Genomic DNA, 26781 nt, shown 5'->3' with positions numbered 1-26781 from the left:
GGCCTTGCAGGCTCAGGCAGCGTGCTCGTTGTCCAGCGGCTCGAGATCGTCCTCAAGGTCGAATCGACCCATGACCTTGACCTTGGCCGCATTGCTGATTTCCGCGAAAGATAGTACGGGTACATGGTAGAACTCCTCCCTCAACAAGGTACGCAGAGGGCTGCGCAGATCCTGTGCCACCAGCAGAACCGCCTGTTCGGGAGCTCGTACCGGGAAGGCAATGTGCAGTTGTTGCACGAGCATCTGGCTGATCTCGTTGCTCAGCGCGAAGAATGTTTCGGTTTGCGTCTGGCGCAGGCCATCACGCAACAACCCCTCGCTTTCCGGCGTCAGCAGCCACACTTGCAGGCCTTCGGCACCGCAGTACTGGTGGTAGATCTGCGACTTGAGCGCAATGCGTACGTAGTCGGTCAGCACATTGGTATCGCGTTCATGCTGACAGTGCTCGATCAGGGTTTCGGCAATGACCCGGATCGCCCGCAGCGGCACACGCTCCGAGGCCAGGCGTTGCAGGACGGCCGAGAAGCGCGTCAGGGTGAGGACCCGCTGCATTTCCTGAGCGAGTTCCGGTTGCTCGGACTCCAGCCAGCCGAGGATGGCTTTGGTTTCCTGCAAGCCGATGAACTGCGGCGCGCAGGACTGCAATGTGCGCTCCATGCGTTCGATGATCAGGGTCGTGGAACTGACCGGGTTCAATTCGCCGGACTGCTCGGCAGGCAGCCAGACCCATTGATCTTCCTGGCGGTCGGTATTGCCCGGGATGGCCGCCGGAAGGTTTTCGCCTTCCAGCTGGCGCGCTTCCACGGCGACATGGCTCTGCGTGAAGGTGGCCTTGAGCATCGGTACGTCATAGACGGTGAAGCGAAACTCGTCCGGGGCAATGTCATCGACATGCTCGATGATGAACGAAGGCAGGGTCAGGCCGTACTGCACCACCAGACGGTTGCGGCGCTTGCGTATTTCGCTGACCAGCGCTTCGATCTGCGTGCTGTCCTGACCGGGGTGGAATTGCAGCACAAACTGGCGGCTGGGCGAAAAGGTACGCAGGTCCTCCTTGCCGTTCATTTCTGGTGCCACAGTGGCTGTACGTTGCTCATCGGCCTTGGGTTTTGCCCGTTGCAACTGCAGCAGTCCACCGGCACCGCAGATGATCGCGATGGTGATGAAAACACCGGTCGGCATTCCCGGCAGGGCAGCGAAGCCGAGCATGGCCACCGAAGCGATGATCCAGGCCTTGGGCTGACTGGTAATCTGCTCGGCGATCTCGCGGCCGATGTTGGCTTCCACACCTGCCTCGGTGTTGGGCACGCGGGTGATGATCATGCCGCTGGTGACGGAGATAAGCAGCGCAGGAATCTGGGCGATCAGGCCGTCACCGATGGTCAGCACGGTATACAGCTGCAAGGCGTCGCCCGCCGCCATGTTGTGCTGCAGCACGCCGATGGAAATGCCGCCGATCATGTTGATGGCCACAATGATCAGACTGGCGATCGCATCGCCGTTGACGAACTTCATGGCGCCGTCCATCGCACCGAACAACTGGCTTTCCTTGTTCAGTTCGGCGCGTCGTTTGCGGGCCTCGTGGACGGTGATCAGGTTGGCGCGCAGGTCACTGTCGATGGACATCTGCTTGCCGGGCATCGCGTCCAGAGTAAAACGCGCACCGACTTCGGCGACCCGTTCCGAGCCTTTGGTGATCACCAGAAAGTTGACCACCGTCAGGATCAGGAAGATCACCAGACCCACCGCCAGGTTGCCGCCCACCACGAACTGCCCGAACGCCTCGACGATGTGCCCGGCGTCCTGGTTGAGCAGAATCAGCCGCGTCGTGGAGACCGACAAGGCCAGGCGAAACATCGTGGTCAGCAGCAGCACGGCAGGGAAGGTGGAGAACGCCAGTGGCCTGGGCAGGTGCATCGCCAGCATGATCAGCAGGCAGGAAATACAGATGTTCACGGCGATCAGCACGTCGATCAACCCGGTGGGCAGCGGCGTGATCATCATGAACACGATGGCGATCACAAAAAACGCACCGACCAGTTCCGAGCGGCGCATGGCCGACAGCGCGACCATGTTCAGAAAGTTGATGACCCGGTTCATCAGGCAAGCCCCTCGTATAGTTGCTTCTGTTCCTTATGCGTAAGCTCGGCCATCAGCGTGAGTAGATTATTCAGCGCGGCCTGACGGCTTTTCAGGTCCCGCCAGAGCAGGATCGGTAACTGCATCAGCATCGGCCGCAGGCCATTGAGAAACGCCAGCTGGTGTTCGAGCCTGTTGCCCCCGATGTGCTGGGTCAGTTGCAAGGTCTGATTTACATTCATGCCATTGGCCGTCAGGGTCAGCATGTGCTTGAGGAAGGCCGGTGGGTCCACCGTCAGTTTCGGATTCTTTTTGCGCATGCGCCCCAGCAGGTGTTCGCAGCCGCGCAACAGCGTAGTGACATGGCGCGCGGTGGTCAGGCCATGCATCAGCGTGCGCAGTTGTTCATGGGAAGCCGACGGGGTAATCGCCGAAAGATCGTCGGCGATGGCGATGCGCATGTCGCGCAGGTTCAGGTCGAACTCGCCGGGTTCCTGTTGCTCGCCAATCAAGGCTTCGATCAAGCCCGTGACGTTGGGTTGTCCGGAAACCGCTACGCCATACAGATTGCGCAAGGCCGTGCGGCGCTTGTTATCGATATTCTGACGCCCGAAGGCTCTTGCGGTATTGATACCGGCGCGCGCACGCGGGCCGAATCGGCGGCGCAGATGTTTGAGCGTCTGGGTCAGCGCTGCATATTCTGCTTCAGCCCCATCGTCTTCTGCCTGTTTGCGAGCTGCCTGCAACACCACGTGAGCCTTGGCAGCGTCGCCGTCAGCGAATTCCAGAACCTGTTCCAGATCGGCGTCGTTGTCCTGCAGCAGTTTTTTGCGCAGCAGTCTGGCGGCGTTATCCAGCCCGGTGTCGCTGGCGCTCATCAGCAGTTGATAAAGCTCGCCAAGCTTGACGGCCCGCGACTGCAACGCGTTCCTGCTCGCGATCAGTTCTCGCTCACGCAGTATCCGGCTGTGCTGCACCAAGGCTGCGGCGAAGCGCGAAACCTGCAGTGACGAGGTGCCTTTTTCATCAGGCAACCCGCCGCCGGGAATCGCTCGCACAGCCGGTGTGATGGCGCGGATTGGCGCTACCGGACGAATGGGCAATGTAGGCGGGGCGACAATTTTCATAGGACGATTCTGGGCCTGGTGTGACCGCTGAGTGGGTCGTTGGCCCGGTTCGGTTCCCTGGTGCCGAAGGCTCATGCGTTTGTGCCAAAAGCTGCAGAGCTAAAAATCGTGTTGCGCAAAAAAATGTATTACAAAGAATTTCACATTTTAAAATATTTATATAAATCATGTGGTTATGATTATTTTTGGACTGGCATGGTTATCGCTATAGGACTTGCACTCCATCAATTGAGGCAAGCCCATGCTCCCGAATCTTGTGATCCTTGATGCAACCGAACCACGCAAACCATCGTCGTCCGCCGGTATCCGGCAATTGACGGCCGATCAGGTCCAGATGCTCAGGGCGTTCATCCAGAAGCGGGTGAAGAACGCCGATGATGTGGATGACATCCTGCAATGCGTGTTTCTCGAGGCGTTACGCAATGAGCACAAGTTTCAGCACGCCAGCAAACCGCAAACCTGGTTGTGTGGCATTGCGCTGAATCTGATCCGCAATCATTTTCGCAAAATGTATCGCCAGCCCTATCAGGAAAGCTGGGAAGACGAGGTCCATACCGATCTGGAGTGGAACGGCGATATCACCCATCAGGTAGACGGGCACCGACAGCTGGCACGGGTTATAGAAGCCATCGATTGCCTGCCGACGAACATGCAGAAGGTCCTGGAAGTTTCGCTGGAAATGGATGGCAATTATCAGGAAACCGCCAACATGCTCGGTGTTCCTATCGGCACCGTCCGCTCCCGACTGTCCCGGGCACGGGTGCAGCTCAAGCAACAGATAGACCCGTTCGCCTGAGTGAACATCTGTCTGGAACCAACTTGCGCGCAAAACCACACAGTTGCCATCCCTCACCACTTGGATGGCAACCATGCGTATATCCAGTTCTCCCAGTCCTGCCCTCGGCAGCATCGTGAATCAACCCACCTCTGGCGAACTGGCTGCTGAGACGCCATTGGCCAAAGCCTCGCTTACGCAGGGCAGCGCAGGTGGTGGTCAGGCTTTTGTGCAGTTCGGCCAGGCCAACGACAGCCCCTCTTCCTTTTCGGGAACCGAGCAAAGCGGCTCATCGCTGATGAGTCTGCTGACTCGCAGCAGCAGCAGTGAAAGCACCTCCAGCGTCGATCAGGACAGTGATCAGGTGTCCCCGATGACATCGGTCTCGGCCACAGCGAGCTCGGTATCCACGGCGGCCTCCAGCCCGGCGAATGCCCCAGGCGCTACCGATGCAGCGTTTCTCGATAACTCCGAATATTCTTCGCCCGAGGCGCTCAAGCGCTGGGAGCCGATGGTTGCCAACCTGCCGCCCGAAGAGCGCGAGCAGGCGGCCAAAGAACTCAACCGGCCCATCGCCGCAGCGTTGATGGCCAGAGAGGATGGTCCCAATGCCGAAAAGGCGATGGCGTTCATCAATGCCAACCCTGCGTTGAAGACGGCGGTGGACGTCGGCAAGGATGGCGGTAATGCGGATGGCAAAATCACCAACAAAGACCTCAAGGCGTTCGCCAAAAACATGGAGAAGGCGGCCGACAATGCCGACAAGGACGTGGCCAAGTACATGGAAGATAACCCCGGCGCCGATCCTCAATCCCTTGAAATGGTACGCAGCGCAGCGGTGATGCGCGCCAATATGCCGTTGGCGACGGCAGCCGACCCTCATCATGCCGTCGGGGCGGCGGACAAGACCGATGTCGATGGCAATGTCAGCGCCGAGGGTCTGAAAGCGCTGATTAAAAGTAACCCCGGCTTGTCAGGTACGCTCAAACAGTCGTCCAACATGTGGTCGCAGGCGGGCTTCCTCAGCCAAGTGGATGAAGCCGGTCTGACCGGGCGCAAGAAGGCTGCGCACAGCCCCGACCAGGTGTTCGATGCGTCCAATATGAGCGAGTGGATCAGAAAGAGCGCCCCCAAAAATGGTGGCCAGTTCGCCAGCATGCTCAGCGATGCCGCGACGTTGAATTCGGTAGCCGGTATCGATATCAGCAAACTCAACGCCCAGGTTTTCGAGAAGCCCAAGGCTTACACCGGCGCGCAGAAGGCCGCTGTGATGATCAAGTTGCAGCAGACTCAGCAGAGCGTGATAGCCGGGCGGGATTTGCGCAACACCGAGAAGACCGAGGCGGGCCTTAACGAGCGAATCGCTCAGTTGCAAGCCGATCCCGACGTTCAGGAGTACCTTAACAAAAGCATTCCCGAACAGGAGCGCAGCCTGGTTCGCAGCGATTCGGCGCTGCAGAAGGCCGTGACTGAGCAGGCTCAAAACGTCAACAGCGGAAAGGCCTTGCAAACCGACATGGCAACCGCAGACAAGGCCGTCGACAAACACAACCCCAACCCCGATTACAGCGGCGCCATCACCGGCTTGTCGGCCCAACTGCAACTGCAAAAAGACCTGTTTCCGGATGCCCAGGTGCCCACTGCCCAGCAAGTCTTCAACAACCAGCCTGATGAACTGCAAACGAAGATCGCCGACTCCTACGTGCGCAACTTCAGCGAAGGGGGGGCTCTGAAACAACTGCTTGGCCAGAAAAAATCTGACGCCGGTGAGTCTCTGCAAACCGCAGATAATCAGAAAGCGGCGTATGAAAGTGTGCTGCCCGCTGATTTCGTTAATGGTGAGCGTGAGAGCTACACCGCCAGCACCTTGTCCGAGCTGCAGAACTCCAAAAAAGGCCGCAAGTTGCTGGAGGGCAAGACCGATGAAGAGGGCGGCCCTTCGCTGGCCGCGCAGCTCGCCGAGCAAGGTATCGGAGGCAAGGCATTCAACTCGGTCATGGGCTTCGCGTCAGTGTCTGACAGGCTCGCCAGCGGTGACAAGCTGGGCGCTGCTCAGGGCATCATCGACAGCTCCAGGTTGGGCGCGGAGGCAATCAAGGGCGGCATCGACACCGGCGCGAAAATGATGGGCCGCGAGGCGTCCGCCGGCCTTGGTCGTCTGGGCGGCCAGATGATCGGCCGTGCCGTCGGTCTGGTTGCCGGTGAAGCCACAGGGCTTGCCGCAGGCGCAGCGCTGGGTGCTGCAATCCCGGTCATCGGCTGGGCCATCGACGGCGCCATGGCGTTGGGTTTTGGTATTTCGGCGATTATTGACGCAGTCAAAAAGCACAAGGCGCAGAAGGCGTTTGATCATAACGTTGACCCGGTGCTGGATCAGTTCGGGATTGACAGGGCGCATTGATTGAATTGAATCGGCTCAGACGCCTTGAATGCTGAGCCTTCATTTTTACAGATCCGTGTGAGCTGTTTAATCGGCCGCATGAAAGTTTATGGACAGCGTTAGCGCTAGACGCAAAAAAAACGAGGCTATTTGACAAATATCGGACTTTTGTCAGGCCTGACATTAAATTAAATAGTTAAAAGGTGAGCTCGATGGGTTGCGTATCGTCAAAAGCATCTGTCATTTCTTCGGACAGTTTTCGCGCATCATATACAAGCTCTCCAGAGGTATCCTCTGTCCATCAACGAGCCAGGACGCCAAGGTGCGGTGAGCTTCAGGGGCCCCAAGTGAGCAGATTGATGCCTTACCAGCAGGCGTTAGTAGGTGTGGCCCGATGGCCTGATCCGCATTTTAACAGGGACGATGCGCCCCACCAGATGGAGTATGGAGAATCGTTCTACCATAAAAGCCGAGAGCTTGGTGCGTCGGTCGCCAATGGAGAGATAGAAACGTTTCAGGAGCTCTGGAGTGAAGCTCGTGATTGGAGAGCTTCCAGAGCAGGCCAAGATGCTCGACTTTTTAGTTCATCGCGTGATCCCAACTCTTCACGGGCGTTTGTTACGCCTATAACTGGACCCTACGAATTTTTAAAAGATAGATTCGCAAACCGTAAAGATGGAGAAAAGCATAAGATGCTGGATTTTCTCCCACACAGCAATACGTTTAGGTTTCATGGGAAAATTGACGGTGAGCGACTTCCTCTCACCTGGATCTCGATAAGTTCTGATCGTCATGCCGACAGAACAAAGGATCCTTACCAAAGGTTGCGCAACCAAGGCATGAACGATGTGGGTGAGCCTAACGTGATGTTGCACACCCAAGCCGAGTATGTACCCAAAATTATGCAACATGTGGAGCATCTTTATAAGGCCGCTACGGATGCTGCATTGTCCGATGCCAATGCGCTGAAAAAACTCGCAGAGATACATTGGTGGACGGTACAAGCTGTTCCCGACTTTCGTGGAAGTGCAGCTAAGGCTGAGCTCTGCGTGCGCTCGATTGCCCAGGCAAGGGGCATGGACCTGCCGCCGATGAGACTCGGCATCGTGCCGGATCTGGAAGCGCTTACGATGCCTTTGAAAGACTTTGTGAAAAGTTACCAAGGATTCTTCGAAAATAACTGATCGTTGCAGTGTTATTGGCTTTTTAAATCTGTCAGTAACGTACTGCGCTGTTTTTAATGAGGCGGGCCAACTTTCCATTTGTGTGGAAAGTTGGCAGTGATTGGTTTGAGTAAGCTTTTTCCAGGTACGACGAGTGCAGTGAGGTAATAATGAGAATTCACAGTTCTGGTCATGGCATCTGCGCACCAGTGTCCTCTGCAGAAACCGTTGAAAAGGCCGTGCAATCATCGGCCCAAGCGCAGAATGAAGCGTCTCACAGCGGTCCATCAGAACATCCTGAATCCCGCTCCTGTGAGGCACGCCCGAACTACCCTTATTCGTCAGTCAAAACACGGTTACCCCCTGTTGCGTCTGCAGGGCAGTCGCTGTCTGAGACACCCTCTTCATTGCCTGGCTACCTGCTGTTACGTCGGCTTGATCGTCGTCAGCTGGACCAGGACGCAATAAAGGGGCTTATTCCTGCTGATGAAGCAGTGGGCGAAGCGCGCCGCGCGTTGCCCTTCGGCAGGGGCAATATTGATGTGGATGCGCAACGCACCCATCTGCAAAGCGGAGCCCGCACACTCGCGGCAAGGCGCCTGAGAAAAGACGCCGAGGCGGCGGGTCATGAGCCGATGCCCGAGAACGAAGACATGAACTGGCATGTGCTGGTTGCCATGTCGGGTCAGGTGTTCGGTGCGGGCAACTGTGGCGAACATGCGCGTATAGCGAGCTTTGCCTACGGTGCACTGGCTCAGGAGAAAGGACGGACTGGCGATGAAAATATTCATCTGGCTGCGCAGAGCGGGGAAGATCATGTCTGGGCTGAAACGGACGATTCCAGCGCTGGCTCTTCGCCTATTGTCATGGACCCCTGGTCAAACGGTCCTGCCGTTTTTGCAGAGGACAGTCGGTTTGCCAAACACAGGAGCGCGGTAGAGCGAACGGATTCGTTCACGCTTTCAACGGCAGCCGAAGCAGGCAAGATTACCCGAGAGACAGCCGAGAAGGCGCTGACACAGGCAACCAGCCGTTTGCAGAAACGTCTTGCTGATCAGCAGGCGCAAGTCTCGCCGGTTGAAGGTGGTCGCTATCGACAAGAAAACTCGGTGCTTGATGATGCGTTCGCCCGACGAGTCAGTGATACGTTGAACAATGCCGATCCACGGCGTGCATTGCAGGTGGAAATCGAGGCGTCCGGAGTCGCAATGTCGCTGGGTGCCCAAGACATCAAGACGGTCGTCCAACAGGCGCCAAAGGTGGTCAGGCAAGCCAGAGGCGTCGCATCTGCTAAAGGTATGTCTCCGCGAGCAACCTGAAAATCGGTTGAGTCTGCCTGGTGGTCAAGGCATACGGAAAGTACGCGCGGCAGGACGCGACAGCATTTTTCATCACTTCGTGATTGTTTAATGGGCTGACCCGGCGAAAGTCCGTTCTTCTGACGGACGATGATAATGTATCGATTCGCACGTTAAGCAATAAAAAACTCATCGCTCTGGGTATGACTCATTTTCAAGAACGCAGGTCATAGAGCCAGGTACTGTAAAGCTGCACTGCGCAAGCGTTCGGGATTGGACGGGCTCGGAGCGTCTGGTAAATGAAGTAGAGCCAGACGGTCTGACTGACGAACCACGGTATTCAATCACCCTCGTATTTTTCCTCGACCTTTAGGAATAAACATTGATGCGTGCGTATAAAACTCTGACTGCAAAGATCGGCGGCCTGCTTCTGGCGTTGACCATGTGGGTACTTCGTTACCTACGTATGCTGTAAACGATTGTGACATGGACAACGACAACAGTACTGATGCTACGTGTGGTGGTAACGACAAGGACCTGGATAACGACAACGTCACTGACGCTGCATTTGGCGGCAATGACAAGGATATGGACAATGACCATCACACGGATGCGGCGTTTGGTGGCAACGACAAGGACCTGGACAACGACAACCACACGGATGCGGCGTTTGGTGGTAACGACAAGGATATGGACAATGACCACCACACTGATGCGGCGTTTGGTGGAAATGACCGCGATCTTGATAACGACAACAACACCGACAAATACGACGGTGGCGCGTCCTCTGCCGCTAAAAAGTAGCAACGCGACCTATCGTGTTATTTCGTGGAAGTGAGCGTCTTTCGCTTGCTGATACGGGCAGGTCTTTTGCCCGTGAGCACGCTTGCCTCTTGTTGAGTCAAGCGTTTTCGTATCAGAGGGCAGAGCGGCGTCCGTGAAACGAGTTCGCTATTATTCATTCAGCTTGCAGATAACTGAAATTTTTTCGCCACCAGAGTCACGCCTTCGGTGAAGCTGTAGCCATAGCCGAAGACATATGACAGGTCTCTTGAGTCCAGGTCAGTTCTATCGTGACGCATTTCGTAACGATATTTGAGCGCATAACCATAAGCCCCGGACAATATAGGCAATACCGTTTGAATCTCATAACCGTCAGCGTTGAGTCGCGCCACTGCGTCTTCGACGTCTTTCGATAGTCGTTCACCGTCTATCTGACAATCAGACCACCCGGTTTGCTGCCATCGGGTCTCTTTTCTCATGACTTCTTTTTCGCCGAAAAAGCCTTGTTTGATTTCGCCGGTAGGCACTTTAACCGTGACCTCTTCTCCAACGGGTTTGAAGTAAGCTTTTACGTAGACGATCTTGTTCATGGCGTTATCCCTGGTTGTGTGACTCCGTTCCCACATTCTGCGCCGGAAAGGGGCTCTGGGTGTTCTGCGGCCGATTCCGGGCAGGTGGGCAGATCGCGGATTCAGTCAGCCCACTTTCCACCAGACGAAAAAAAAGACCTTGAAATTCAAGGTCTTTTTTAAAGGTGGTGCCCCGAGGGAGAATCGAACTCCCACTTCTTTCGAAAACGGATTTTGAATCCGCCGCGTCTACCAATTCCGCCATCAGGGCTCAATGGCGGCGAAGTATAAGGATGAGTTTTCTGTTGGTCAACAGGGATTTACGCAGGTTTTTTACTAATGCCGTCAAACCGGATAAACTTCCCGGCCCTGCTAAACGAACCCGATCATGCGCGTCGCTGACTTTACCTTCGAACTCCCCGATTCCCTGATTGCTCGCCACCCGCTGGCCGAGCGTCGCAGCAGTCGTCTGTTGACCCTCGATGGGCCGACGGGCGCGCTGGCACATCGTCAATTCACCGATTTGCTCGAGCATTTGCGCCCGGGCGATTTGATGGTGTTCAACAATACCCGGGTCATTCCCGCACGCCTGTTCGGGCAGAAAGCTTCCGGCGGCAAGCTGGAGATTCTGGTCGAGCGCGTGCTGGACAGCCATCGTGTGCTGGCGCATGTTCGCTCGAGCAAGTCGCCCAAGCCTGGGTCGTCGATTCTGATCGATGGCGGTGGCGAGGCCGAGATGGTGGCGCGGCACGATGCGCTGTTCGAGCTGCGCTTTGCCGAAGAAGTGCTGCCGTTGCTGGAGCGTGTCGGCCATATGCCGTTGCCTCCTTATATAGACCGTCCGGATGAAGGTGCGGATCGCGAGCGCTATCAGACCGTTTACGCGCAGCGTGCCGGTGCGGTGGCTGCGCCGACTGCCGGCCTGCATTTCGATCAGCCGCTGCTCGAGGCGATTGCCGCCAAGGGTGTGGAAACCGCGTTCGTCACCCTGCATGTTGGCGCAGGGACGTTCCAGCCGGTGCGCGTCGAGCAGATCGAAGATCACCACATGCACAGCGAATGGCTGGAAGTTGGCCAGAATGTGGTCGACGCCGTGGCCGCGTGCCGTGCACGGGGCGGGCGGGTGATTGCGGTCGGGACCACCAGCGTGCGCTCGCTGGAGAGTGCCGCGCGTGATGGCGAACTGAAGCCGTTCAGTGGCGATACCGACATCTTCATCTATCCAGGCCGGCCGTTTCACGTGGTCGATGCCCTGGTGACCAATTTTCATTTGCCTGAATCCACGCTGTTGATGCTGGTTTCGGCGTTCGCCGGTTATCCCGAGACGATGGCGGCCTACGCGGCGGCCATCGAGCACGGCTACCGCTTCTTCAGTTACGGTGATGCGATGTTCATCACCCGCAATCCCGCGCCGACGGCCCCACAGGAATCGGCACCAGAGGATCACGCATGAGTCGCACCTGTCGTATGTCTTTCGAGTTGTTGGCCACCGATGGCAAGGCCCGTCGTGGTCGGCTGACCTTCCCGCGTGGTGTGGTGGAAACCCCGGCGTTCATGCCGGTGGGCACCTATGGCACGGTCAAGGGCATGCTGCCCCGTGATATCGAGGCGACCGGTGCACAGATGATTCTGGGCAATACGTTTCACCTGTGGCTGCGTCCGGGTACCGAGGTCATCAAGGGCCACGGCGACCTGCACGATTTCATGCAGTGGAAGGGGCCGATTCTGACCGACTCCGGCGGCTTTCAGGTGTTCAGCCTGGGCGCCATGCGCAAGATCAAGGAAGAGGGCGTGACGTTCGCTTCGCCGGTCGATGGTGCCAAGGTGTTCATGGGGCCGGAAGAGTCGATGCAGGTCCAGCGTGATCTGGGGTCAGACGTTGTGATGATCTTCGACGAATGCACACCGTACCCGGCCGACGAAGATGTGGCGCGTGTCTCCATGGAGCTGTCGCTGCGCTGGGCCAAGCGTTCCAAGATCGCCCACGGCGAAAACACCGCCGCGCTGTTCGGCATCGTTCAGGGTGGCATGCACGAGAACCTGCGCAAGCGCTCGCTGGAGGGTCTGGACGAAATCGGTTTCGACGGTCTGGCGATTGGCGGTCTGTCGGTGGGCGAACCCAAGCACGAGATGATCAAGGTGCTGGACTACCTGCCAGGCCTCATGCCGGCAGACAAACCTCGTTACCTGATGGGTGTAGGCAAGCCGGAAGATCTGGTCGAAGGTGTGCGCCGTGGCGTCGACATGTTCGACTGCGTGATGCCGACCCGCAATGCCCGCAATGGCCATCTGTTCACCGATACCGGTGTATTGAAAATCCGTAACGCGTTCCATCGCCACGACAATACGCCGCTGGATCCGACCTGCGATTGCTACACCTGCCAGAACTTCTCGCGCGCTTATCTGCATCACCTGGACAAGTGCGGGGAAATGCTGGGGAGCATGCTCAATACAATCCACAATTTGCGGCACTACCAGCTGCTTATGGCTGGTTTGCGCGAGGCTATTCAACAGGGTACATTGGCCGCCTTCGTCGATGCCTTCTATGCCAAACGCGGCCTCCCAACGCCGCCTCTGGGTTGAAACAGAACGAGTTTTTCCTGCTTTTTATACTAATTATGTAACTGGAGCGACAAATGAGCTTTTTCATCTCTCCCGCTTTTGCGGATGCTGCTGCACCGGCTGCCGGTCCTGCGGGCAGTGGTTTCGAGTGGATCTTCCTGGTCGGCTTCCTGGTCATCTTCTACCTGATGATCTGGCGTCCACAGGCCAAGCGCGCCAAAGAGCAGAAAAACCTGCTGGGCAACCTGCAGAAAGGCGACGAAGTTGTCACCAGTGGCGGTATCGCGGGCAAGATCAACAAAGTGACCGATGACTTCGTGGTCATCGAAGTGTCTGACACCGTTGAGCTGAAAATCCAGAAGGGCGCCATCGCGGCCACTCTGCCTAAAGGCACCCTGAAAGCGATCTGAGCAACAACTTTTTACCCATCGACGGGGCGCGCAAGGCGCCCCGCGTTTTAAGCGGGCGGCGTGATGCTGAACAAATACCCTCTGTGGAAATACGTACTGATCCTGGCGGTGCTGGTGGTCGGTTTTATTTATTCCGCACCCAATCTCTACCCTGATGATTCTGCCATCCAGATCAGCGGCGCAAGCACTGCGCTGCAAGTCAATCAGGCGGACGTGGATCGTGCAGCCAAGGCGCTTGCCGATGCCGGCATCTCGGTCAAGGCTTCTTCTCTGGCCGAGAATGGCAAGGGCGGTTTGTTGCGTCTGAGCAAGCAGGAAGACCAGTTGCCAGCCAAGGATGTCGTGCGCAAGGCGTTGGGTGACGACTATGTCGTTGCACTGAACCTGGCGCGTACCACGCCGACCTGGTTGCGTAACCTGGGTGCAAGCCCGATGAAGCTTGGTCTCGACCTGTCCGGCGGTGTGCACTTCCTGCTGGAAGTCGACATGGACAAGGCGATCGATGCACGTCTGAAAGTTTACGAAGGCGAAGTCAAATCCCTGTTGCGCAAGGAAAAGGTGCGTTATCGCAGCCTGCCGCAGCTGGGCAATGTGATTCAGCTGGGCTTCACCGACGATGCAGAGCGTGAGCAGGCGCGTGCACTGGTACGCAAGACCTTTACCGATTTCGAAATCACGCCTGCCGAGCTGAACGGTATTCCGGTGCTGCGCATGGCGTTGACGCCGGCCAAGCTGGCCGAGATTCGCGAATACTCGATCAAGCAGAACCTGACCACCGTGCGTAACCGGGTCAACGAGCTGGGTGTTGCCGAGCCGCTGGTTCAGCGCCAGGGTGCCAACCGCATCGTGGTCGAGTTGCCGGGTGTGCAGGACACGGCCGAAGCCAAGCGTATTCTGGGCAAGACCGCCAACCTCGAATTCCGTCTGGGTGCAGGCCCGGATGATTCGAAAGGCACCACCGAGATGTTCGAATTCCGCGAAGGCGGTCGTCCGGCAGCGGCGGTGGAGCGTGGTCTGATCATTACCGGTGACCAGGTGACTGACGCCAAGGCCAGCTTCGACGAGCATGGCCGTCCACAGGTGAACATCAACCTCGATGGTCACGGTGGCGAACTGATGAGCCGTGCAACCCGCAGCAATGTGGGCCGCAGCATGGCGGTGATCTTCATCGAACAGCGTCCGACCACCACCTACACCAAACAGATGGTCAACGGCGTCGAAAAAGACGTGCCGGTGCAGACCTTCAAGGAAGACAAGAAAATCATCAGCCTGGCGACCATTCAGTCGCCACTGGGCAGTCAGTTCCGGATTACCGGTCTGAACGGTCAGGGTGAGTCTTCCGAGCTGGCGCTGCTGTTGCGTGCCGGTGGTCTGGCGGCACCGATGTACTTCGCTGAAGAGCGCACCATCGGTCCTAGCCTGGGTGCCGACAACATCACCAAGGGTATTGATGCATCCCTGTGGGGCATGCTGTTCGTCTCGCTGTTCATCATGGCGATCTACCGCTTCTTCGGTCTGATCGCGACCGTGGCACTGGCCCTGAACATGGTCATGCTGCTGGCACTGATGTCCTTGCTGGGTGCCACACTGACCCTGCCGGGTATCGCCGGTATCGTGTTGACCATGGGTATGGCGGTGGACGCCAACGTGCTGATCTTCTCGCGGATTCGTGAAGAGATCGCCAACGGCATGACGGTTCAGCGTGCTATCAACGAAGGTTTCGATCGTGCCTACACGGCGATCCTCGACGCCAACCTGACGACGCTGCTGGTCGGCGGCATTCTCTTTGCGATGGGCACCGGCCCGGTCAAAGGGTTTGCGGTGACCATGTCGCTCGGGATCTTTACCTCGATGTTCACGGCCATCATGGTGACCCGCGCTATGGTCAACCTGATCTACGGCGGTCGTGACTTCAAGAAGTTGTGGATTTAAGGGGCTGCCATGTTACGTACCATCAACTTCATGGGCGTTCGCAATGTTGCGTTCGCCATCACGATGCTCCTTACCGCACTGGCGTTGTTCAGCTGGTTCCATAAAGGGCTCAACTTTGGTCTGGACTTTACCGGCGGTACGCTCATCGAGCTGACCTACGAACGTCCCGCCGACCTCGGCAAGGTCCGTCAGGAGCTGGTTTCGGCGGGCTATCACGAAGCCGTTGTACAGAGCTTTGGCGCCACCACTGACCTTTTGGTGCGCATGCCGGGTGAAGACCCGCAACTGGGTACTCAGGTTGCCGAGGCTCTGCGCAAGGCCGGTGCCGATAACCCGGCAGTGGTCAAGCGTGTCGAGTTCGTCGGCCCGCAGGTCGGTGAAGAACTGCGCGATCAGGGCGGCCTCGGCATGCTGATGGCGCTGGGCGGTGTTCTGATCTACCTGGCATTCCGCTTCCAGTGGAAATTCGCAGTCGGTGCGATCGTCTCGCTGATTCACGACGTGGTGGTGACGATGGGTATCCTGTCGTTCTTCCAGATCACCTTCGACCTGACGGTGCTGGCGGCGGTGCTGGCGATCATCGGTTACTCGCTGAACGACACCATTGTGGTCTTCGACCGGGTACGCGAAAACTTCCGCCTGCTGCGCAAGGCTTCGCTGATCGAGAACATCAACATCTCTACCACGCAGACGCTGCTGCGTACCATTGCCACCTCGGTTTCGACCCTGTTGGCGATCGTGGCATTGTGGGTGTTTGGCGGCGACAGCCTGGAAGGCTTCTCCATCGCGTTGTTCATCGGTGTATTGGCGGGTACCTACTCGTCCATCTACATCGCCAACGTGGTGCTGATCTGGCTGAACCTGACCACCGAGGATCTGATTCCTCCAGTGGTCGTCGAGAAGGCTGACGACCTCCCGTAGGTCCGGCCATCATAAAAAAGGCGCGAGTGCTGAACTCGCGCCTTTTTTTATGCTCCAAGGCTAGGCATTGCGCAGCCATGCTGCGTTTCGATTGGTCAGGAGGTTCAAGTGAACAAGTCTATGCTTGTTGGTGCTGTGTTAGGTGCTGCTGTCGTGACTGCTGGCGGCGCCGTTGCCACCTATAGCTTGGTCAAGGGTGGTCCTGAGTATGCGGATGTATTGGCGGTAGAGCCGATCAATCAGCAGATCAAAACCCCCCGTGAAGTTTGCAAGGACGTAACCGTTACCCGTCAGGCGCCGGTCAAGGACCAGCATCAGATCGTCGGTAGCGTAATTGGCGCGGTTGCCGGTGGCTTGCTGGGTAACCAGATCGGTGGCGGTAACGGCAAGAAGATCGCTACAGTCGCGGGCGCGGTAGGTGGTGGTTATGCGGGTAACAAGGTTCAGGAAGGCATGCAGGAGCGTGACACCTACACCACTACGCAGAACCGCTGCACGACGGTCAACGATGTAAGCGACAAGGTTGTGGGCTACAACGTCAAGTACAAGTTGAACGAGAAGGTGGGTCAGGTTCGTATGGAGCGTGATCCGGGTAGCCAGATTCCGGTCGACAAGAACGGTCAGCTGATATTGGGTCAGGCGCAGTAACGCCAGCCGCTGGGCTTCACAAGACATAAAAAAACCGGCTTGCGCCGGTTTTTTTATGCCTGCGGCTTAACGCTTGAGTGAAGCTGGCAGGTGCGGTGCGATCGCGGTCAGTACCGCCTTGAAGCACTTGGTGTTGCCAGCAACGATGTGGCCTTTCTCGAGGAAGTCGTGACCACCGGTGAAATCGCTGACCAGACCGCCTGCTTCCTGAATCAGCAGGGCGCCTGCGGCCATGTCCCACTCGGACAGGCCCGACTCCCAGAACGCATCGAAGCGGCCGGCAGCGACGTAAGCCAGGTCGAGGCTGGCAGCGCCTGCACGGCGGATGCCGGCGGTCTGGCCTACCAGGCTGCGGAACATGCCCAGGTAGTTCTCGATGTTGTCCATCTGGTTGTCACGAAACGGGAAGCCGGTGCCGAGCAAGGCGCCTTCCAGGCTCTTGCGCTGGCTGACGCGCAGACGGCGACCGTTCAGGGCAGCGCCACGACCACGGCTGGCGGTGAATTCTTCCTGGCGGACCGGGTCGAGAACCACGGCGTGCTCAAGGCGGCCGCGGTATTTGCAGGCGATGCTGACGGCAAAGTGCGGGATGCCGCGAACGAAGTTGGTGGTGCCGTCCAGTGGGTCGATGATCCACAGGTAGTCGGTGCCTTCGCCGCTACCTTCGTGCAGGCCGCTTTCTTCGCCGAGAATGCCGTGAGTCGGGTAGGCCTTGCGCAGAGCGGTGATGATGCTTTGCTCAGCAGCGCGGTCGATCTCTGTGACGTAGTCTTTGGCTTCTTTTTCGTCAACCTTGATGGTATCCAGGCGCTCGATGGAGCGGAAAATCAATTCGCTGGCGCTGCGGGCGGCGCGCAGCGCGATATTCAGCATGGGCTGCATGGATAATTCACCTAAGGTTGTTAAAGAGAGCCGGGCATTCTATGGGCTGAATCGAATTATTTCCAGCCTTGCGTTGTTACGGTTGTCGGGTTCGTGTGTGTTTTTTTGCGTCCGGCGCGGTCGCTTCTGCGGTTGCGCTCCGTACAGCTTCATAGCGTTAGCCGAGCCGTTTCTGTAAGATTTGCCCCCCTAATTCGTATCAGTGAGCGTTCGCTTTGTTGCAGAACATTCGTGTTGTCCTGGTCGGCACTACCCATCCCGGAAATATCGGCGGGGCTGCTCGCGCCATGAAAAACATGGGGCTTTCGCGTCTGGTGCTGGTCGATCCGCGCATTTTCCCTTCGCCCGATGCCGATGCACGTGCGTCCGGCGCTACCGACATTCTCGAGGGCGCGCAGGTGGTGGCGACCCTTGAAGACGCACTGGTCGGCTGCCGTCTGGTGCTGGGCACCAGTGCTCGGGATCGAAGTCTGCCATGGCCTATGCTGGATCCCCGTGCCTCGGGTGAAAAAGTCATCGAGCAGGCCGGCGAGGGTGCCGAAGTGGCGCTGGTGTTCGGTCGCGAACATGCGGGCCTGACCAACGAAGAGCTGCAGCGCTGCCACTTCCATGTGCACATCCCGTCAGACCCTGCGTTCAGCTCGCTCAATCTGGCGGCTGCCGTACAGGTACTCAGTTATGAGGTGCGCGTGGCCTGGCTGGCTGCCACGGAGCAGGGCGAGGCTTCCAGACCTGCGTCGGCGCACAATGCCGAGCTGGCGACGATGGACGAAATGGAAGGTTTCTACGCCCATCTTGAGACCACGCTTGTGGCCATCGGCTTTCTTGATCCGGAAAAGCCACGGCATCTGATGGCCCGGCTGCGCAGGCTGTACGGGCGTAGCGAAGTCGAGCGATCCGAGCTGAGTATCCTGCGCGGTGTGCTCACCGAAACCCAGAAAGCCGCACGTGGTGAACCCTACAAGCGAAAGGATCAGTAATGTTCGAGCGTCTGCGAGAAGACATTCAAAGCGTGTTCCACCGCGATCCTGCGGCGCGCAACGCCTTTGAAGTCCTGACCTGCTATCCAGGAATGCACGCCATCTGGCTGCACCGCTTCGCCCATATTCTGTGGCGCACCGGCTGGAAATGGCCGGCCCGGGTGGTGTCGAACTTCGGCCGCTGGATGACTGGTATCGAGATCCATCCGGGTGCGCGCATCGGTCGCCGTTTTTTTATCGATCACGGCATGGGCATCGTGATCGGTGAAACCGCCGAGATCGGCAATGACGTCACCCTCTACCAGGGCGTGACCCTGGGCGGCACCAGTTGGAATGCCGGCAAGCGCCATCCGACGCTGGAAGATGGTGTAGTGGTCGGGGCGGGGGCCAAGGTGCTCGGGCCTTTCACGGTAGGGGCGGGTGCCAAGATCGGCTCCAACGCAGTGGTCACCAAGGCTGTGCCTGCGGGCGCAACCGCAGTGGGCATCCCGGGGCGGATCATCGTCAAGTCGGACGACGAGGTTGAGGCCAGGCGCAAAGCCATGGCCGAGAAGCTCGGCTTTGATGCCTACGGTGTCAGTGCAGATATGCCTGATCCGGTCGCGCGCGCCATTGGCCAGTTGCTTGACCATTTGCAGGCTGTCGACGGTCGTCTTGAAGGCATGTGCGATGCGCTCGGCAGGCTTGGCAGCGACTACCGCGCCAAGGAACTGCCGGAGTTGCGCGACGAGGTTTTCGACTGCGTCAAGGACTGCCAGGAAGGCAAGGTCGGCTAGCGCTCACGACGGGCAGGGTGCGTGCCATTGCGCCGCACCTTTGCTATGATGCAGCCGCACTTTTTGCTAATCCCGACTGTTTTGCTTGGTCTAATAGTTGACTCTTTTACTCGGGAATAGCATACTCGCTCTCATTCCGAACCTCTGCGGTATACGCCATGCGACTGACTACTAAAGGCCGATACGCTGTAACAGCCATGCTTGACCTGGCGTTGCATGCGCAGAACGGGCCAGTGTCTCTGGCCGACATCTCCGAGCGGCAGGGTATTTCCCTGTCCTACCTCGAGCAGCTGTTCGCCAAGCTGCGTCGCGGCAATCTGGTTTCCAGTGTTCGTGGTCCGGGTGGTGGTTATCAGCTGTCGCGCGACATGAAAGGCATCCAGGTTGCTCAGGTTGTCGATGCAGTCAATGAATCGGTTGATGCCACGCGGTGTCAGGGTCTGGGCGATTGCCACGCCGGCGATACCTGCCTGACCCATCACTTGTGGTGTGACCTGAGCCAGCAGATTCACGAATTTCTAAGCGGTATCAGCTTGGCGGATCTTGTCACTCGCCGTGAGGTACAAGAAGTCGCTCAGCGCCAGGATATGCGCCGTGGTCATAACCACATGTCGCAACTGGGTAAGATCGAAACGTCCGCCGTCGAATGAACGCAGATGAATGAGCGGTGCGCCTGCCTGATAGGAGAGCTTCAATGAAATTGCCAATTTACCTCGACTACTCCGCGACGACCCCGGTCGATCCGCGTGTCGCGCAGAAAATGATCGATTGCCTGACCGTCGAAGGAAACTTCGGCAACCCGGCCTCGCGCTCCCACGTCTTTGGCTGGAAAGCCGAAGAAGCGGTCGAGAACGCCCGTCGTCAGGTCGCTGATCTGGTCAGCGCCGATCCGCGCGAAATCGTCTGGACCTCGGGTGCTACCGAATCCAACAACCTGGCTATCAAGGGTGTTGCGCATTTCTACGCCAGCAAAGGCAAGCACCTGATCACCTCCAAGGTTGAACACAAGGCTGTTCTCGACACCACTCGCCAGCTGGAACGCGAAGGTTTCGAAGTGACCTACATCGAGCCAGGTGAAGACGGTCTGATCACGCCTTCCATGATTGAGGCGGCACTGCGCGACGACACCATTCTGGTTTCGATCATGCATGTGAACAACGAGATCGGCACCATCAACGATATCGCCGCGATCGGTGAACTGACCCGCTCGCGCGGTGTACTGTTCCACGTCGATGGCGCGCAGTCGACCGGCAAGGTTGAAATCGATCTGGCCAGCCTCAAGGTTGACCTGATGTCGTTCTCTGCACACAAGACCTACGGCCCTAAAGGCATCGGCGCACTCTACGTCAGCCGCAAGCCACGTGTTCGCCTTGAAGCGACCATGCACGGCGGTGGTCATGAGCGGGGCATGCGTTCCGGCACCCTGGCGACTCACCAGATCGTCGGCATGGGCGAAGCATTCCGTATCGCCAAAGAAGAAATGGCTGCTGAAAACGTGCGCATCAAGGCACTCAGCGATCGTTTCTTCAAACAGGTCGAAAATCTGGAAGAGCTGTACGTCAACGGCAGCCTGACTGCCCGCGTACCGCACAACCTGAACCTGAGCTTCAACTACGTCGAAGGCGAGTCGCTGATCATGGCGCTCAAGGATCTGGCGGTATCGTCCGGTTCGGCCTGTACCTCGGCGTCGCTTGAGCCTTCGTACGTGCTGCGTGCCCTGGGTCGCAACGATGAGCTGGCACACAGCTCGATTCGTTTCACCTTCGGCCGCTTCAGCACCGAAGAAGAAATCGATTACGCCGCGCAGAAGGTTTGCGAGGCTGTTACCCGGCTGCGCACACTGTCGCCGCTGTGGGACATGTTCAAAGACGGCGTCGACATTTCCAAGATCGAGTGGGCGGCGCACTAATTTAAAGTCGCCTCCAAGACAGGTCATGGGCAATTGCGCGTGACCTGCAGAGCGGCTCCCTGATGTGAGAGGAATAGAATCATGGCTTACAGCGAAAAGGTCATCGACCACTACGAAAATCCACGTAACGTCGGCAAGATGAACGCGGAAGATCCTGATGTGGGCACCGGCATGGTCGGCGCTCCTGCGTGCGGCGACGTGATGCGCCTGCAGATCAAGGTCAACGAGCAGGGCGTTATCGAAGACGCCAAGTTCAAGACCTATGGCTGTGGTTCGGCCATTGCGTCCAGCTCTCTGGCGACCGAGTGGATGAAAGGCAAGACTCTGGATGAAGCAGAGACCATCAAGAACACTCAGCTGGCTGAAGAGCTGGCACTGCCGCCAGTGAAGATTCACTGCTCGGTACTCGCTGAAGACGCCATCAAGGCAGCCGTTCGCGATTACAAGCAGAAGAAAGGTCTGCTGTAAGCAGGCTTTTCTACAGAAGCTTGCGACAGAGTTAACTGCAACAGGCTAATGCAACAGGCTAAGGAGTTCCGATGGCTATCAGCATGACAGAAGCTGCCGCTAACCACGTACGACGTTCCCTCGAGGGGCGCGGCAAGGGTGACGGCGTTCGTCTGGGTGTTCGCACCACAGGCTGTTCAGGTCTTGCCTATGTGCTCGAGTTCGTCGATGAGGCGGCCAGCGAAGACACCGTGTTTGAACTGCACGGCGTCAAGGTGATCATTGACCCGAAGAGTCTGGTCTATCTGGATGGCACCGAACTCGACTTCGTGCGCGAAGGGTTGAACGAAGGCTTCAAGTTCAACAATCCCAACTCGCGCGGTGAGTGCGGCTGTGGCGAAAGCTTCAACGTCTGAGGCTTTTATTGTGGGTACTCCCTGTCACTTCGCCCTGTTCGACCTCAAGCCCGAGTTTCAGCTTGATCTTGACCAGCTGGCCACGCGCTACCGTGAGCTTGCGCGCAACGTGCATCCGGATCGTTTTGCGGATGCGCCCGAGCGTGAACAGCGTGTGGCGCTGGAGCGCTCGGCCAGCCTCAACGAGGCCTATCAGACCCTGAAAAGCCCGCCGAAAAGGGCGCGTTATCTGCTGGCCATGAACGGCAACGAAGTGCCGCTCGAAGTCACGGTGCATGATCCCGAGTTTCTTCTGCAGCAGATGCAATTGCGCGAAGACCTCGAGGACTTGCAGGACGAGGCTGATCTGGCCGGCGTTGCGACCTTCAAGCGTCAGCTCAAGATCGCTCAGGACGAACTGAACCAGAGCTTCGCAGCCTGTTGGAATGATGCTGCACAACGCGAGCACGCTGAAAAGCTGATGCGGCGTATGCAGTTTCTCGACAAGCTCTCTCACGAAGTGCGCCAGTTAGAAGAGCGCCTCGACGATTAACCCCGCGCGGCTTCTGCCGCGCGCCAGTGATTATTCTGAACAGCATGGCTTTACTGCAGATCGCCGAACCCGGCCTGAGTCCTCAACCGCACCAGCGTCGTCTGGCTGTGGGTATCGACCTGGGCACTACCAATTCTCTGGTTGCTGCAGTACGCAGCGGCCTGTCCGAACCGCTGGCCGATGCAGAGGGGCAGGTCATTCTGCCGTCTGCCGTGCGCTATCACGCTGATCGTGTCGAAGTAGGGCAGTCAGCGAAGATCGCCGCCTCCCAGGACCCGTTCAATACCGTTCTTTCGGTCAAGCGTCTCATGGGTCGTGGTCTGACCGACGTCAAGCAACTGGGCGAGCAACTGCCGTACCGGTTTGTTGGCGGTGAGTCGCACATGCCGTTCATCGACACCGTGCAGGGGCCGAAAAGCCCGGTCGAAGTGTCTGCCGACATCCTCAAGGTCCTGCGCCAGCGCGCAGAAGCCTCGCTAGGTGGCGAGCTGGTAGGCGCGGTGATCACCGTTCCTGCCTACTTCGATGATGCTCAGCGTCAGGCGACCAAGGACGCGGCCAGACTGGCGGGCCTCAACGTACTGCGTTTGCTCAATGAGCCTACGGCTGCGGCGGTCGCCTACGGCCTGGATCAAAAGGCCGAAGGCGTGGTTGCCATCTACGACCTGGGCGGCGGGACCTTCGATATCTCGATCCTGCGCCTGACCGGTGGTGTGTTTGAGGTACTGGCCACAGGCGGCGATACCGCTCTGGGCGGCGATGACTTCGATCATGCGATAGCCAGCTGGATTGTCACCGATGCCGGTCTGTCTGCCGATATCGACCCTTCCGCGCAGCGCAGCCTGCTGCAGGCCGCCTGCTCGGCCAAGGAAGCGCTGACTGACGCCGAGTCTGTCGAGGTCGCCTACGGTGAGTGGCGCGGCACGCTGACGCGCGAGTCGCTCAATGCGCTGATCGAACCTATGATTGCGCGCAGCCTCAAGGCCTGCCGCCGAGCGGTGCGTGACACCGGCATCGAGCTTGAAGAAGTCGAGGCGGTGGTCATGGTCGGCGGTTCGACCCGTGTTCCACGCGTGCGCGAAGCGGTGGCCGAGCTGTTCGGTCGTCAGCCGCTGACCGAGATCGACCCGGATCAGGTGGTGGCCATCGGGGCTGCGATCCAGGCCGATACGCTGGCCGGCAACAAGCGCGACGGTGGCGAACTGCTGCTCCTCGATGTGATTCCGCTCTCGCTGGGGCTGGAAACCATGGGCGGGCTGATGGAGAAAGTCATTCCGCGCAACACCACCATTCCTGTGGCGCGTGGTCAGGAATTCACCACGTACAAGGATGGCCAGACGGCCATGAAGATTCATGTCCTGCAGGGCGAGCGTGAATTGATCAGCGACTGTCGTTCTCTGGCGCGCTTCGAGCTGCGTGGCATCCCGCCGATGGTCGCGGGTGCGGCAAAGATTCGTGTCACCTTCCAGGTCGATGCAGACGGTCTGCTCAGCGTTTCGGCGCGTGAAATGGGCTCGGGTATCGAGTCGAGCATCCAGGTAAAGCCGTCCTACGGGCTGACCGATGACGAGGTCACTCGCATGCTCAAGGATTCCTTCGAGTATGCCGGCGACGACAAGGTTGCTCGTGTGCTGCGTGAGCATCAGGTTGATGCCGAGCGCCTGCTCGAAGCTGTTCAGGGTGCCCTGGATGCCGATGGCGAGCGTCTTCTCGACGAAGAAGAGCGCCTGGTCATCAACCTGCAGATGGACGAACTCCGTGAACTGATGCAAGGCACCGATGGTTATGCCATCGAGCAGCAGACCAAGCGTCTGTCGCAGGTGACCGATGCATTTGCTGCCCGACGCCTCGATTCGACGGTAAAAGCCGCACTGGCCGGGCGCAACTTGAATGAAATTGAGGAATAACTGATGCCGCAGGTGATTTTTCTGCCCCACGCCGAGCATTGCCCGGACGGGCTGGTTGTAGAAGTGGAGCCCGGCACGTCTATTCTCGAGATTGCCCACGAGCACCACATCGAGATTGAAAGCGCCTGTGGTGGCGTGTGTGCCTGCACCACCTGCCATTGCGTCATTCGCGAAGGGTTCAATTCGCTGAATGAAGCCGATGAGCTGGAAGAAGACATGCTCGACAAGGCGTGGGGGCTGGAGCCGCAGTCGCGTCTGTCCTGTCAGGCCATTGTCGGCAACGAAGACCTCACGGTCGAAATACCCAAGTATTCGCTCAACCACGCCGCTGAAGCGCCGCACTGATTCAAGGATTGCTCATGAGTCTCAAATGGGTTGATGTGCAGGAAATCGCCATCCAGCTGGCTGAAAGCCACCCGGAAGTAAATCCGCTCACCGTGAGCTTCCCCAGGTTACGTGGTCTGGTCATGGCCTTGCCTGAATTCGATGACCATCCGGACCGTAGCGGGGAAAAGGTCCTGGAAGCGATCCAGACATTGTGGATCGAAGAGCTGGATTGACGTTCAGTAACGCGCGCAGTTAGGCAATACACCAGAACCCGCGTATAATTCGCGGGTTTAATTTTTCGCTTCAATCACTGCTTCTGGAGTTTCACCATGGCTGTTCAACGTACTTTCTCCATCATCAAGCCTGACGCCGTTGCCAAGAACGTAATCGGCGAGATCACCACTCGTTTCGAAAAAGCCGGTCTGCGCGTTGTCGCTTCCAAGCTGAAGCAGCTGTCCAAGGCCGAAGCTGAAGGTTTCTACGCTGAGCACAGCGCTCGCGGTTTCTTCGGCGACCTGGTTGCTTTCATGATCTCCGGTCCGGTTGTCGTTCAGGTTCTGGAAGGCGAAAACGCTATCGCTCTGAACCGTGAGCTGATGGGCGCTACCAACCCTAAAGAAGCTGCTGCCGGCACCATCCGTGCTGACTTCGCTGATTCCATCGACGCCAACGCTGTTCACGGCTCCGATTCCGAAGCAGCCGCCGCTCGCGAAATCTCGTACTTCTTCGCAGCTACCGAAGTAACCGCTCGCTAAGTCATTTTTGACTGACGAGTGAAGGGTGAATTCATGATTGCATCGACTGGTAAAACCAACCTGCTGGGGCTGACTCAACAGGAAATGGAGAAATTCTTCGACTCTATCGGGGAGAAGCGCTTCCGTGCCGGTCAGGTCATGAAGTGGATTCACCACTTCGGCGTCGACGATTTCGACGCAATGACGAACGTCAGCAAGGCCCTGCGCGAAAAGCTCAAGGCCTGTGCTGAAGTTCGCGGTCCTGAAGTGGTCAGCGAGGACATCTCCAGCGACGGCACCCGTAAATGGGTGGTGCGCGTAGAGTCCGGCAGCTGTGTCGAGACCGTCTATATTCCGCAGGGCAAGCGTGGCACCTTGTGTGTTTCGTCCCAAGCGGGCTGTGCTCTGGATTGCAGTTTCTGCTCCACGGGCAAGCAAGGCTTCAATAGCAACCTCACCGCCGCCGAAGTCATCGGTCAGGTGTGGATTGCCAACAAATCCTTTGGCAGCGTCCCGGCGACCGTCGACCGTGCCATCACCAACGTGGTGATGATGGGCATGGGTGAGCCGCTGCTGAATTTCGACAATGTCATTGCCGCCATGCATCTGATGATGGATGACCTGGGGTATGGCATTTCCAAACGCCGGGTGACCTTGTCCACTTCCGGTGTGGTACCGATGATCGATGAGCTTTCCAAGCACATCGACGTATCCCTGGCCTTGTCGCTGCACGCGCCGAACGATGCGCTGCGCAACCAGCTGGTGCCGCTCAACAAGAAATACCCGTTGAAAGTGCTTCTCGAGTCCTGCCGTCGCTACATGTCCAGTCTGGGCGAAAAGCGTGTGCTCACCATCGAGTACACCATGCTCAAGGACATCAACGACAAGGTAGAGCACGCGGTCGAGATGATCGAACTGCTCAAGGACACGCCTTGCAAGATCAACCTGATCCCGTTCAACCCGTTTCCGCACTCCGGTTACGAGCGTCCCAGCAATAACGCAATCCGTCGTTTTCAGGACCTGTTGCATCAGGCCGGTTATAACGTCACTGTGCGCACCACGCGTGGTGAAGACATCGATGCTGCATGCGGCCAATTGGTCGGGCAGGTGATGGACCGCACACGTCGTAGCGAACGCTATATAGCCGTGCGTGAGTTGAGCGCCGAGGCCGATGCGGCCCCTGTCGCGGTGACTCGAACCTGACTGCGAACCTGATCGAGAGAG

General features: G+C 58.0%; 26 protein-coding genes, 1 tRNA gene and 1 pseudogene. 23 read left to right on the top strand and 5 right to left on the bottom strand.

Translation table 11 applies throughout. The features are described 5' to 3' along the window. Positions 1–12: 12 nt before the first annotated feature. Positions 13–2100 (bottom strand): type III secretion system export apparatus subunit SctV, encoded by a 2088-nt coding sequence (gene sctV, locus LIX91_RS04600; RefSeq protein WP_044311864.1) that lies wholly within the window; start codon positions 2098–2100, stop codon positions 13–15. Next, on the bottom strand, positions 2100–3206 hold the full coding sequence (gene sctW, locus LIX91_RS04595) for a type III secretion system gatekeeper subunit SctW (protein ID WP_003409091.1): 1107 nt from the start codon (positions 3204–3206) through the stop codon (positions 2100–2102). Before sctW ends, sctV begins: the two co-directional genes overlap by 1 nt. Positions 3207–3447: 241 nt before the next feature. Here sctW and hrpL point away from each other — a divergent pair, with 241 nt between their 5' ends. The 5 genes and pseudogenes from hrpL (at position 3448) to LIX91_RS04570 (ending at position 9626) form a co-directional block, all read left to right on the top strand. Beyond that, on the top strand, positions 3448–4002 hold the full coding sequence (hrpL, locus tag LIX91_RS04590; RefSeq protein ID WP_074952610.1) for an RNA polymerase sigma factor HrpL: 555 nt from the start codon (positions 3448–3450) through the stop codon (positions 4000–4002). Positions 4003–4075: 73 nt separating this feature from the next. Continuing rightward, a complete protein-coding gene (locus LIX91_RS04585; RefSeq protein ID WP_226488028.1) occupies positions 4076–6382 on the top strand; it encodes a type III effector HrpK domain-containing protein in 2307 nt (768 codons plus the stop codon). A 191-nt stretch (positions 6383–6573) separates the two neighbouring features. Next, positions 6574–7545 carry a XopAH/AvrB family type III secretion system effector gene (gene xopAH, locus LIX91_RS04580; RefSeq protein WP_003409094.1) on the top strand — a complete coding sequence of 324 codons (972 nt, stop codon included), beginning with the start codon at positions 6574–6576 and terminating at the stop codon, positions 7543–7545. A gap of 149 nt (positions 7546–7694) precedes the next feature. After that, complete coding sequence (locus LIX91_RS04575; protein WP_003409095.1) at positions 7695–8843, top strand: hypothetical protein; 1149 nt, start codon at positions 7695–7697, stop codon at positions 8841–8843. A 364-nt stretch (positions 8844–9207) separates the two neighbouring features. Next, positions 9208–9626: pseudogene (locus LIX91_RS04570) on the top strand (ethanolamine utilization protein). A 158-nt stretch (positions 9627–9784) separates the two neighbouring features. Here the strand turns inward: LIX91_RS04570 and LIX91_RS04565 are convergent. Further along, complete coding sequence (locus LIX91_RS04565; protein ID WP_003409097.1) at positions 9785–10195, bottom strand: hypothetical protein; 411 nt, start codon at positions 10193–10195, stop codon at positions 9785–9787. Positions 10196–10360: 165 nt separating this feature from the next. Further along, positions 10361–10445, bottom strand: a tRNA-Leu gene (locus tag LIX91_RS04560). A gap of 117 nt (positions 10446–10562) precedes the next feature. On the opposite strand from LIX91_RS04560, the gene queA reads away from it, so the two are divergent. The 6 genes from queA (at position 10563) to LIX91_RS04530 (ending at position 16647) form a co-directional block, all read left to right on the top strand. Beyond that, the gene (gene queA, locus LIX91_RS04555) at positions 10563–11627 is read left to right on the top strand and encodes a tRNA preQ1(34) S-adenosylmethionine ribosyltransferase-isomerase QueA (protein WP_003415400.1); all 1065 of its coding nucleotides are present in this window, start codon (positions 10563–10565) and stop codon (positions 11625–11627) included. Positions 11628–11641: 14 nt separating this feature from the next. Then, entirely contained in the window at positions 11642–12757 is a 1116-nt protein-coding gene (gene tgt / locus LIX91_RS04550) for a tRNA guanosine(34) transglycosylase Tgt (protein WP_003314162.1), read from the top strand. A 53-nt stretch (positions 12758–12810) separates the two neighbouring features. After that, positions 12811–13146, top strand: a complete 336-nt coding sequence (gene yajC / locus LIX91_RS04545; protein WP_002552468.1) for a preprotein translocase subunit YajC — start codon at positions 12811–12813, stop codon at positions 13144–13146. Positions 13147–13209: 63 nt separating this feature from the next. Next, positions 13210–15078: a protein translocase subunit SecD gene (gene secD, locus LIX91_RS04540; RefSeq protein ID WP_003409102.1), complete on the top strand. Its 1869-nt coding sequence runs from the start codon at positions 13210–13212 to the stop codon at positions 15076–15078. A gap of 9 nt (positions 15079–15087) precedes the next feature. Continuing rightward, positions 15088–15999 carry a protein translocase subunit SecF gene (gene secF, locus LIX91_RS04535; protein ID WP_003415403.1) on the top strand — a complete coding sequence of 304 codons (912 nt, stop codon included), beginning with the start codon at positions 15088–15090 and terminating at the stop codon, positions 15997–15999. A gap of 108 nt (positions 16000–16107) precedes the next feature. Further along, the gene (locus LIX91_RS04530; protein WP_002552471.1) at positions 16108–16647 is read left to right on the top strand and encodes a glycine zipper 2TM domain-containing protein; all 540 of its coding nucleotides are present in this window, start codon (positions 16108–16110) and stop codon (positions 16645–16647) included. Positions 16648–16713: 66 nt separating this feature from the next. Here the strand turns inward: LIX91_RS04530 and suhB are convergent, their stop codons facing one another. Beyond that, on the bottom strand, positions 16714–17529 hold the full coding sequence (gene suhB, locus LIX91_RS04525; RefSeq protein ID WP_003314166.1) for an inositol-phosphate phosphatase: 816 nt from the start codon (positions 17527–17529) through the stop codon (positions 16714–16716). A 215-nt stretch (positions 17530–17744) separates the two neighbouring features. Between suhB and trmJ the strand changes: the two genes are divergently transcribed. The 12 genes from trmJ (at position 17745) to rlmN (ending at position 26760) form a co-directional block, all read left to right on the top strand. Then, positions 17745–18509 (top strand): tRNA (cytosine(32)/uridine(32)-2'-O)-methyltransferase TrmJ, encoded by a 765-nt coding sequence (gene trmJ, locus LIX91_RS04520; protein ID WP_226488027.1) that lies wholly within the window; start codon positions 17745–17747, stop codon positions 18507–18509. Then, positions 18509–19285, top strand: a complete 777-nt coding sequence (gene cysE, locus LIX91_RS04515; RefSeq protein WP_063313510.1) for a serine O-acetyltransferase — start codon at positions 18509–18511, stop codon at positions 19283–19285. The genes trmJ and cysE overlap by 1 nt, the downstream gene beginning before the upstream one ends. A gap of 158 nt (positions 19286–19443) precedes the next feature. Beyond that, positions 19444–19935: a Fe-S cluster assembly transcriptional regulator IscR gene (gene iscR / locus LIX91_RS04510; protein WP_002552474.1), complete on the top strand. Its 492-nt coding sequence runs from the start codon at positions 19444–19446 to the stop codon at positions 19933–19935. 44 nt (positions 19936–19979) lie between these two features. Continuing rightward, positions 19980–21194 (top strand): IscS subfamily cysteine desulfurase, encoded by a 1215-nt coding sequence (locus LIX91_RS04505; RefSeq protein ID WP_003409112.1) that lies wholly within the window; start codon positions 19980–19982, stop codon positions 21192–21194. Between the two features lie 81 nt (positions 21195–21275). After that, positions 21276–21662, top strand: coding sequence for a Fe-S cluster assembly scaffold IscU (iscU, locus tag LIX91_RS04500; protein ID WP_002552476.1), 387 nt, complete (start codon positions 21276–21278; stop codon positions 21660–21662). A 71-nt stretch (positions 21663–21733) separates the two neighbouring features. Continuing rightward, positions 21734–22057 (top strand): iron-sulfur cluster assembly protein IscA, encoded by a 324-nt coding sequence (gene iscA / locus LIX91_RS04495; RefSeq protein WP_003314173.1) that lies wholly within the window; start codon positions 21734–21736, stop codon positions 22055–22057. A gap of 10 nt (positions 22058–22067) precedes the next feature. After that, positions 22068–22589: a co-chaperone HscB gene (hscB, locus tag LIX91_RS04490; RefSeq protein ID WP_003339753.1), complete on the top strand. Its 522-nt coding sequence runs from the start codon at positions 22068–22070 to the stop codon at positions 22587–22589. 44 nt (positions 22590–22633) lie between these two features. Continuing rightward, positions 22634–24496 (top strand): Fe-S protein assembly chaperone HscA, encoded by a 1863-nt coding sequence (gene hscA / locus LIX91_RS04485; RefSeq protein WP_226488026.1) that lies wholly within the window; start codon positions 22634–22636, stop codon positions 24494–24496. 3 nt (positions 24497–24499) lie between these two features. Then, positions 24500–24841: an ISC system 2Fe-2S type ferredoxin gene (fdx, locus tag LIX91_RS04480; protein WP_003409114.1), complete on the top strand. Its 342-nt coding sequence runs from the start codon at positions 24500–24502 to the stop codon at positions 24839–24841. A gap of 14 nt (positions 24842–24855) precedes the next feature. Continuing rightward, positions 24856–25056, top strand: coding sequence for a Fe-S cluster assembly protein IscX (gene iscX / locus LIX91_RS04475; protein ID WP_003415412.1), 201 nt, complete (start codon positions 24856–24858; stop codon positions 25054–25056). Positions 25057–25152: 96 nt separating this feature from the next. After that, positions 25153–25578: a nucleoside-diphosphate kinase gene (ndk, locus tag LIX91_RS04470; RefSeq protein WP_002552482.1), complete on the top strand. Its 426-nt coding sequence runs from the start codon at positions 25153–25155 to the stop codon at positions 25576–25578. Between the two features lie 33 nt (positions 25579–25611). After that, positions 25612–26760 (top strand): 23S rRNA (adenine(2503)-C(2))-methyltransferase RlmN, encoded by a 1149-nt coding sequence (gene rlmN, locus LIX91_RS04465; protein ID WP_003314177.1) that lies wholly within the window; start codon positions 25612–25614, stop codon positions 26758–26760. The last annotated feature ends 21 nt before the right edge of the window (positions 26761–26781 follow it).

Source organism: Pseudomonas sp. B20 (assembly GCF_020515755.1).
In the GTDB taxonomy this organism is placed as follows: Bacteria; Pseudomonadota; Gammaproteobacteria; order Pseudomonadales; family Pseudomonadaceae; genus Aquipseudomonas; species Aquipseudomonas syringae.
Note: the sequence above shows the minus strand (reverse complement) of the source record. Positions and strands in the feature narration are given on the sequence as shown.